The following is a 7,297-nucleotide window of genomic DNA, read 5'->3' as shown; positions in this document are numbered from 1 at the left end:
CCTAGCCGCCGGAAGCGCTGCCCGCGCTTCCTCGAAGCGGACGTTCGTTCGCCGTCCGACGATTTTAGCTCGGAATAGTGAACAGCCTTGGCGTTGCGGCCGGGACCGTTTGGTCAATCTGACAGTAATTGGTCCGTTTTGAGTGCGATTTTTTAGCCGGTGCATGTAATTAATCTCAACCTATCTCACCCGCACGAGCGACAATCTTTACTTTCCGCAAGCAACTACTCGCTACTCGTCCATAGATGTTGGCTTGGGTTGTGCGGCGGTTCCCACGAACAGGCGGCCCATATCTATCTCGGACCCTATGTAGTGTACGTGCGGAAGGCTTCGTCGTGAGATATCGCAGCCTTCGATTCAGTGACCCTTTCGCTCAGGGAATGTGTTGCGGATCAATCGCCAGTTTGGTAGCGATCTAATTCGATTCGATATCTAGTAACCTACCAAGAGAGTTGCAATTTCATGTACCGTCAAGATATCAATATAAAGATATTTTCTATTGTAATTCAATGTCTTGATATCTTGCAGCGCATTTACATGCGAAGTGTATCCTATGTATCAGCAAACCGTGGTTGCCGAACGACGTTCGATGTCCTTATAGCCTGCAACTCTCGTGACTTTGTGCAGCGCCGGATCCGCTTTTTCGGAATTTTCGAGCACAACCTAAGTTATTTCACCGCGCAACGCTTGCGGGGGGGATCTGTATGTCGATCTTGGGGCGAACGTTGGCTATTTCACGACACTAGCAGCCAAAATCGTCGGGCCCGCCGGTCGTGTGATTTCCGTTGAGGCAGACCCGCGTACTTACGCCCGGCTTGCGCAGAATATCCGGATCAACCGCTTCGAGAATGTTACCGCTCTGAACGTTGCTGCGACTGCTGAGCGCTGCGAGGTCTCAATCCAGCAAGGAGAGGCCCGAAACTCCGGCTCGAACAGCGTAGTGGTCGGCGGCTCCGGCCTTACGGTCCCTGGTCTGCCACTGCGTGAGATTCTGGGTGAGGACATAGGTCGCGCCCGCTTTATCAAGATCGACATTGAGGGCAGCGAGGCGCCAGTGCTTCAGGCAATCCTCGAAGATCTCGACAAGCTGCCGCCGGATCTGATCGTCGCCTCGGAAGTGAGCGTAGGCTCGGCTGAGTTCGTTGCCCGCTTCCTTAACGCAGGCTTCCGCGTCTACGGCCTCCACAACCCCTACACAATTGACTACTACCTTGTGCGGGCTTTCCTAATGCGCTTCGACGAAGCGGGCGTCGTTGCCATGAAGCCAGTGATAGCCTTCGACTCAACCTATACCGACTATGTGTTCGAGAGGATGGACCAAAAGGGGGATTCGCCTGCTGTTCGACCGCACGTCTCCGCGGTGTTGTGAGCAACCCTGCTACGAAATCCACTTCCATGCATCGCTGATCGAAAGCAGACGGTGCGAAAACCCCCTGATGCGGACTTCTTTACGTGCTGATCGCAATGAAGCGGGAGCACGCCGCTGAGGACGAGGCGGAGCAACAGAGGGCCTGAGCGGCGAACCCCCAGATCGGCGGCCCCCAGACCTGACCGGGCTTCGTTCGGTAGCCGGAGAACCGGTTGAACACGATGCGTTCGGCCTCAACACCGATGGCCGGCGCGCCGTTGCCCATCAGAGCGCCGGTATATTCCACGCGCAGGAAATGGTGCCGAGGGTGCACCCCGAACAGCTGCGGCGCCGTCCAACCCAGCCGGTCCGCCTCGGCACCGAACTTGTCGATGAAGGCCAGCGCATTCGCCCGGATCGACGGCTACTTCGTCGGCAGGAGATACCGGCACGGCGAGGCGTGCTCGGACAGGCGCTCGATCTGGTCGCGCCAGGAGGCGATGGCGGGCGGGAGGTCTGACATGGCTGCCGCGGTACGGCCGAATGGTTGCTGAAACGACAAAAGCGCCCCGGCCGGAGCCGGGGCGCGTCGAAGCATGTGCAGTAGAGTGTGAAGTGGCGCTACTTCCGAGGAGTTGCCTCCAGCGCATCGATCCGGCGCTGCTGCCGCTCGTTGAACGCTCGCATGTGCTCGTCGACCTCTCCGCGCAGCATGCCTGTCACCCGGTCCTGCGCGTCGTTGCGCGCGAGCACCTCACTGCGGGAGACGACGCGATCCTCTATGCGGTCGAGGCGCGTCTTCATCTCATCGAGCCCCTTCACGGCCCGGTTCTCTACCCGGCCGATCCGGTCGCGCATGAAGTCGTAATCCCGGTCCTGGCTCCGCCAATGCACCTCGTGTTCGGCCCGGGTGACCTGGTTCGCCGCCAGGCCTTCGATGCGCTTGTCGGCCTTGTCCTGGATGAGCAAAAGCGAGCTCTTGAGGTCGGCCTGTCCATCCTTCAGCGGATAGAAGGCGAGGCCGCCGATAAGGGCGGCGACGGTGACGCAAGTCCCCATGGCACCCCAGATCACGGCCCAGGGCGTGGCGCTGCGGCGATCGAGCTTGTCGCTCAGGGCGCCGAGGCTCTTCACGACGTTGTCGAGGATCGAGCCGAAGCCGTCGAGGCGGGTCTCCTGGCGTTCCAGTCGAGCCTCCAGGTTGCCGATCATGGGCGGCGACTGCATCTGCTGCGTCTGCTGGAGGTTCTGGGTCATCGTCTGGCCCCCAAGGCCGGAGAGCCGCGCGCCGGTGTTCCGGTCGCGCGCTGATGCCCCTCTCCCGTGCGAGAGAGGGGGCTTATCGATGTGGGAAGCCCGTGAAACTTTCATGGGCTTGGCGGGCCGATCAGGGCTTGGAGAAGTCGCGCCGGACGGCCGCAATCCAGGCCTGAGCACGCTCGGCGCAGGCCGCCTTGGATCGATCGAGGACCTTGGCCCGTCCGATGATCCGGATGACGTCGGACCGGGTCAGCGATCGATCCGGGATATCCGGGAAGCTCGCGCGCACGCAGGCCTCGATGCCCTCCGGTGGCGCCGGCAGCGTCACCCGGATCTCGGTGGGAGCAGCCGGATCGATCGCAGGGACGAGGCCCTTAGAGCCGGCGCAGGCGCTGAGACCAAAGCCGAGGCAGGCAGACGCCATCGCGGCGTGGATCCTTGGCGAGCGCATCGGTCAGCTCCTTGATCTTGAGGGTGTCGGCCTGGCGGTCAGCTTGCTCACGAGCGCGAAGCTCGATCGCTTCCTGCGTGATCGCCTCGGCCTTCTCGGCGCGCAGCTGCTCGGCCCGGATCGCCACGGCGTGGTCGTGGGCGAGCATGCGCCGCGCGCCGTCGGTCACCGCGACCTGCCAGCAGAAGGCGAAAGCTGCGACGCCGGTGGCGACCGTGCGGCCGACGATGCGCAGGCGCGCGGGCAGGATGGCCCGCCCGATCAAGAGGATGGCGAAGGCGGCACTGAGGATCTTCAGCGTCACCGGGGAGATTGCGGCCCACAGCAGGGGGGCGACCGCCGCTAGAATGGCGGACCAGGAGAAGTCGAACATCAGGCGCGCGCTCCGGTGAGGCGGGGGAAGCGGCGCGCGAGGACCCCCGGCACGGGCCGGCCGGCATCGTCCCAGCGCGCGTAGAGGGCGTAGGCGGCGCCGGCGACGATCAGCGCACCCATGACGAAGCCGAAGACGGTCCCGGCCGAGATCTGCGCCTGCGCACTCTCGGCCTGGTCTTTCAGCTCGCTGACGCTCTGCGCGACCTCGGCGAAGCCGAAGGACCCGGCCACACCCGTGCCCTGGACGGTGCGGCTCTTCGCGAGGTTCGCGTCACGCGCTGGCACCGCCAGGGGTTCGGCGGTGTCGAGGGCGGCGAGCGTGTCGTCGTCGAGCTCGCCCGTGACGGGGAGCCCGGCCTTCTTCTGCAGGAGCTGCACGGCGCCGGTGGTGCGGTCTCCGTGCTCGCCGTCGACCTTGCCAACGGGGTAGCGCAGCGCCTTCAGCTTGGCCTGGGCCGGGATCACCCGCAGCGCCGCCTTCGCCTTGGCGAGGTAGGCCCTGCACTCGGAGAGCCCGATCGTGCCGCCGTTCACGCGCCGACGCAGGGCCTCGACATCGTCGGCATCGGCCAGCGCGTTGCAGTCGTTGTCGGCCCAGAAGGTCAGTGCGGCCGCGATCGCCCCGGTGGGCGTGCGCAGGCGGTCAGGATCTGCCTCGAAGCCGGCCGCGCGGTAGTTCGCCCGGCCGGTGTTCTGCAACAGGCCGCCACCGCGATACCGCCAGCCGTCGCCCGGCCGCACGTTGCCCATCCGGCCGCCGTAGACCTTCTCAGCCAGCGCTTTCGGGTTACCCGCGTACGGCTTGGCGGCGGCCAAGGTCGGGAAGCGCTTTGGCCAAACCTGACACAGCCTCTCGGCCGTGTAGAACAGGCTCTCCTCCAGGCGGGTCATCCCGCCGGACTCCGTGGCGATCTGAGCGACGAAGTGGGCGATGCGCAGCGGCGTGGTGATCTCGGCCCCCACGATCCGCTCGTCCGCCGCGATGAACGCGGTCACGATGTCGGCGCGTGCGTGCGGGGCGACGGCGGGAAGGATCCGCTTCCAGTCGGTCATGGTGGCCACCAGGGTTCAGAAGGGGATGGAGATCCGCAGGCGCAGCGGCGCGAGCTCGTCGAGCTCCAGCGTGCGCAGGCGCTCGGCGTCCCGAATGAGCGTGCTGTTCGGCGCGATCGGACCGGCCGCCAGCAGGCTCGCCGCGCTCGGCCGGGGCGGGAGATGCGGTCGGCCTCGGGCGGCGCAGGGTGCGACCGCCGGCGGGAGGCAGGCGAGGGCGACGATCGCCGCCAGGAGCTGACGCCGCATCAGCGCGCGTCCGCCACACGGTGGCCGGACGACACGACCTCGACCCGCACCCGGGCGAGGCCGCAGGCGCCGAGCGCCCGGCACGACCCCGTCGACAGGTCGATCAGCCGGCCCAAGCGACGATGCGGGCCGCGGTCGTTGACCCGGACGACGATGCTCCGGCCGGTGGCCAGATGCGTGACACGCAGCCGGGTGTTGAACGGGACGTCCCAGATCGCCACCGTCAGACCCATCGGCTTGAACCGCTCGCCGTTGGCCGTCCGGCCGCCCGGGTTGATGCGGAAGATCTCCCGGCCATAGGTCGAGGCGATCCCCTCCCAAGCGAAGGCGGGCGCGGGGGCGAGCAGCAGCGCGCAAACGCAAGCTGCCCGCAGCGCGAGGCGCTGCAGGAGCATGGTGGATCTCCAAGGTGCGGGGTGTGCGGCTTCAGCCGCCTAGATGCGGAACCACGTCGTCGAAGCAGCGCGGTAGACCAGGCCGAACGGGGCGGTGGGACCGACCGTGGTAGGTGCGCCGACGATCGACTTGCCGGTGCCGGCCGACACGGTCAGCGTCGAGATCGTATAGCGGGACGTGACTTGGACCACCTGCCCGTCGACCGGGCTCGCCGGCAGAGTCAGCGTGGTCGAGCCGAGAGCCGCAACCGGCTCCAAGACGACGATCACGGACCCGTCGAGCTGGTATGAGCCGCCGACGACCGGGACGATGCCTTGCAGGGTGTATGTGAGGCTGTCGCCCGCCTGCAGCTCAGCCGTGTCGCCCCCGCTCGTGACATGCGGGCGGCGGCCGGTCATGCCAGCAGGATCGGCCGGCCGAAGCCGGTGTTCAGCTCGGTCGCGGAGACGGCCACACCCAGCGACTGGACGATCTTGCCCGTGCCAGCGGGCGGCGTGTTGGTCGGCTTGCCGGGCGTGGTGTCGGATAGGAACACCTCGCCGGCGGTCAGGCCGGTGACTTGGTTGTTCTTGCCGTCGGTGAAGACCAGCGCGGTGCCGCCCGAGGCGACGGCGGCCATCACGTAGCCGTGGGCGCGTTTGGCCAACCCACCTGAGGCGGACGCATCGGCCTTCCGGCAGTTGGCGACGCCAGCGTTGTTGTACACGTTGACGAAGTCACCCGCGGCGAGCGCCTCCGAGGCGACGATCTGCTCGTTCTCGGGCCCGACGCCCGACGGCATCCACGAGATGTCGAGCCGGCCCGTGGCGTCGCCAACCGGCACGTCGCCGGCCGAGCCCGCACCGGCGGACTGAATGACGCCGGCATACTCGGCCATATCGCCGGAGCCGTTGTGGGTCAGGATCTTGCGCTGGGTCATGGCGGCGGTCGTCTCGTCGTGTGGATCAGGTGAGGAGCGTGATCGGCGGACCGATGCGGATCACCGCGGTGTCGGGCTCGGCGGCGTGGCCCAGCCGGAGCGCGAAGGCGGCGGGAGATGACGGCGGCGTCTGGGTGATCAGCCCGTCCTCGCCGAGGAACAGTGGCAGGCCCGGCGTGAGCCCCCAGCCCGGACTGGCGACCGGCCCGGAGGTCGCGACATCGACCATGGCGCCCGCGCTGGCGGCCGCGATGGTGAGGCCGAGGACGGCGTTGCGGTGACTGGCGTCGAGGGCGGAGGCGTAGGCCACCGTCCCATCTCCGGTCGATAGGACTGCGCGCTGGCCTGAGAGGTCGCCGGCGGCGATCATAACCTTGATCGCGTCGCCGGGCGGGCGTTGCGCCAGCACCCAGGCGACATAGGCGAGGCAGGACGGCGCATCGGCGAACGGCGCACCGTCGAGCGTGCCGATGTCGGAGAACGGCGCGAAGATCAGCGCCTCCCCGGTCGATACCCGGGTGACGGTGATCATGGGCCTGGCGCACGTGGCCACGAGCGAGCGCGGGGGGAATAGCTCCGCGCAGCCCGCAATCCGCACGAGCCCGAGGCCTTGGTCGAAGCCGAGCAGGTTCATGACGGGCTCGGTTGCAGGATGCTGATCGGCGCCACGATCACGCTCTCGCGGAAGATCGCGGCGTTCACCGTCGAGGTCAGAACGAGCTGCGCGCCGTTGGCCATGACCCCGGCCAGGGTCTCGAACCGCACGAGCAGCGTCACCCGTTCGCTCACGCCTGCGGGCTTGATCAGGTTCTTGTTGTCCGCGGTGATCGGGATCGCGCCGGGCCCGTTCGAGACCTCAAGCGTGATCGAGCCGCCCGCGCGCTGAGAGCGCACGATAAGGTTGACCTGCACCTCGAACCGGTCGGCGAAGGCCCGGCCCATCACCTTCGTGCCATCCCACAGCGTCAGCCCCACGAACGGTGGGTTGAGGTGGGCGTAGCTCAAGGGTGCCGGGTCGGCTGCGAAGGCGAGCGGCAGGGGCACGTTGGCGGTGATGGGATTGCCCGCCACCGCCGGATCAGTGCTGTTCGGGTCCGCCACGAGATGCCCGTAGGTGATCGAGCCGAAGCCGTAGTTCGGACCGGCTGGCCCCGGTGGGCCGGGCGGGCCCTGGAACGGCGCAAGACTTCCCGGTCCGAGCCCGGCGCAACGAGAGCATGTCATGCGACGCTCCGGGGGGTGAGAT

At 66.9% G+C, this 7,297-nt stretch carries 12 protein-coding genes; 1 reads left to right on the top strand and 11 read right to left on the bottom strand.

Going from position 1 to position 7,297, the window contains the following annotated elements; genetic code table 11:
* Positions 1-670: 670 nt before the first annotated feature.
* Positions 671-1,369 carry an FkbM family methyltransferase gene (locus tag OXS27_RS31185; protein ID WP_346733034.1) on the top strand — a complete coding sequence of 233 codons (699 nt, stop codon included), beginning with the start codon at positions 671-673 and terminating at the stop codon, positions 1,367-1,369.
* Positions 1,370-1,448: 79 nt separating this feature from the next.
* Here OXS27_RS31185 and OXS27_RS31180 read toward each other — a convergent pair whose 3' ends face one another.
* The 11 genes from OXS27_RS31180 to OXS27_RS31130 all read right to left on the bottom strand — a co-directional run bounded on the left by OXS27_RS31180 (position 1,449) and on the right by OXS27_RS31130 (position 7,275).
* Complete coding sequence (locus tag OXS27_RS31180; protein ID WP_267361539.1) at positions 1,449-1,682, bottom strand: hypothetical protein; 234 nt, start codon at positions 1,680-1,682, stop codon at positions 1,449-1,451.
* 287 nt (positions 1,683-1,969) lie between these two features.
* Entirely contained in the window at positions 1,970-2,605 is a 636-nt protein-coding gene (locus OXS27_RS31175) for a hypothetical protein (protein WP_267361538.1), read from the bottom strand.
* Positions 2,606-2,735: 130 nt separating this feature from the next.
* Positions 2,736-3,032 (bottom strand): hypothetical protein, encoded by a 297-nt coding sequence (locus OXS27_RS31170; protein ID WP_267361537.1) that lies wholly within the window; start codon positions 3,030-3,032, stop codon positions 2,736-2,738.
* Positions 2,983-3,432 carry a hypothetical protein gene (locus OXS27_RS31165; RefSeq protein WP_267361536.1) on the bottom strand — a complete coding sequence of 150 codons (450 nt, stop codon included), beginning with the start codon at positions 3,430-3,432 and terminating at the stop codon, positions 2,983-2,985. The genes OXS27_RS31170 and OXS27_RS31165 overlap by 50 nt, the downstream gene beginning before the upstream one ends.
* Positions 3,432-4,487, bottom strand: coding sequence for a peptidoglycan-binding protein (locus OXS27_RS31160; protein ID WP_267361535.1), 1,056 nt, complete (start codon positions 4,485-4,487; stop codon positions 3,432-3,434). The genes OXS27_RS31165 and OXS27_RS31160 overlap by 1 nt, the downstream gene beginning before the upstream one ends.
* A 15-nt stretch (positions 4,488-4,502) precedes the next feature.
* Entirely contained in the window at positions 4,503-4,736 is a 234-nt protein-coding gene (locus tag OXS27_RS31155) for a hypothetical protein (RefSeq protein WP_267361534.1), read from the bottom strand.
* A complete protein-coding gene (locus OXS27_RS31150) occupies positions 4,736-5,131 on the bottom strand; it encodes a septal ring lytic transglycosylase RlpA family protein (RefSeq protein WP_267361533.1) in 396 nt (131 codons plus the stop codon). Before OXS27_RS31150 ends, OXS27_RS31155 begins: the two co-directional genes overlap by 1 nt.
* Positions 5,132-5,170: 39 nt before the next feature.
* Complete coding sequence (locus tag OXS27_RS31145) at positions 5,171-5,530, bottom strand: hypothetical protein (protein ID WP_267361532.1); 360 nt, start codon at positions 5,528-5,530, stop codon at positions 5,171-5,173.
* Positions 5,527-6,051, bottom strand: a complete 525-nt coding sequence (locus OXS27_RS31140) for a hypothetical protein (RefSeq protein WP_267361531.1) — start codon at positions 6,049-6,051, stop codon at positions 5,527-5,529. Before OXS27_RS31140 ends, OXS27_RS31145 begins: the two co-directional genes overlap by 4 nt.
* A gap of 25 nt (positions 6,052-6,076) precedes the next feature.
* Positions 6,077-6,685: a hypothetical protein gene (locus OXS27_RS31135; RefSeq protein WP_267361530.1), complete on the bottom strand. Its 609-nt coding sequence runs from the start codon at positions 6,683-6,685 to the stop codon at positions 6,077-6,079.
* Positions 6,682-7,275, bottom strand: a complete 594-nt coding sequence (locus tag OXS27_RS31130) for a hypothetical protein (RefSeq protein WP_267361529.1) — start codon at positions 7,273-7,275, stop codon at positions 6,682-6,684. The genes OXS27_RS31135 and OXS27_RS31130 overlap by 4 nt, the downstream gene beginning before the upstream one ends.
* Positions 7,276-7,297: the final 22 nt, after the last annotated feature.

Source organism: Methylobacterium sp. GC_Met_3 (assembly GCF_026540775.1).
Classification (GTDB): Bacteria; Pseudomonadota; Alphaproteobacteria; order Rhizobiales; family Beijerinckiaceae; genus Methylobacterium.
The sequence above is the reverse complement of the archived record's forward strand: the minus strand, read 5'-3'. Positions and strand labels throughout refer to the sequence as shown.

Coding starts and splice junctions, on each gene's coding strand:
- OXS27_RS31175 (WP_267361538.1), bottom strand. CDS start 2,605: ATGACCCAGAACCTCCAGCAGACGCAGCAGATGCAGTCGCCGCCCATG.
- OXS27_RS31170 (WP_267361537.1), bottom strand. CDS start 3,032: ATGGCGTCTGCCTGCCTCGGCTTTGGTCTCAGCGCCTGCGCCGGCTCT.
- OXS27_RS31165 (WP_267361536.1), bottom strand. CDS start 3,432: ATGTTCGACTTCTCCTGGTCCGCCATTCTAGCGGCGGTCGCCCCCCTG.
- OXS27_RS31160 (WP_267361535.1), bottom strand. CDS start 4,487: ATGACCGACTGGAAGCGGATCCTTCCCGCCGTCGCCCCGCACGCACGC.
- OXS27_RS31155 (WP_267361534.1), bottom strand. CDS start 4,736: ATGCGGCGTCAGCTCCTGGCGGCGATCGTCGCCCTCGCCTGCCTCCCG.
- OXS27_RS31150 (WP_267361533.1), bottom strand. CDS start 5,131: ATGCTCCTGCAGCGCCTCGCGCTGCGGGCAGCTTGCGTTTGCGCGCTG.
- OXS27_RS31145 (WP_267361532.1), bottom strand. CDS start 5,530: ATGACCGGCCGCCGCCCGCATGTCACGAGCGGGGGCGACACGGCTGAG.
- OXS27_RS31140 (WP_267361531.1), bottom strand. CDS start 6,051: ATGACCCAGCGCAAGATCCTGACCCACAACGGCTCCGGCGATATGGCC.
- OXS27_RS31135 (WP_267361530.1), bottom strand. CDS start 6,685: ATGAACCTGCTCGGCTTCGACCAAGGCCTCGGGCTCGTGCGGATTGCG.
- OXS27_RS31130 (WP_267361529.1), bottom strand. CDS start 7,275: ATGACATGCTCTCGTTGCGCCGGGCTCGGACCGGGAAGTCTTGCGCCG.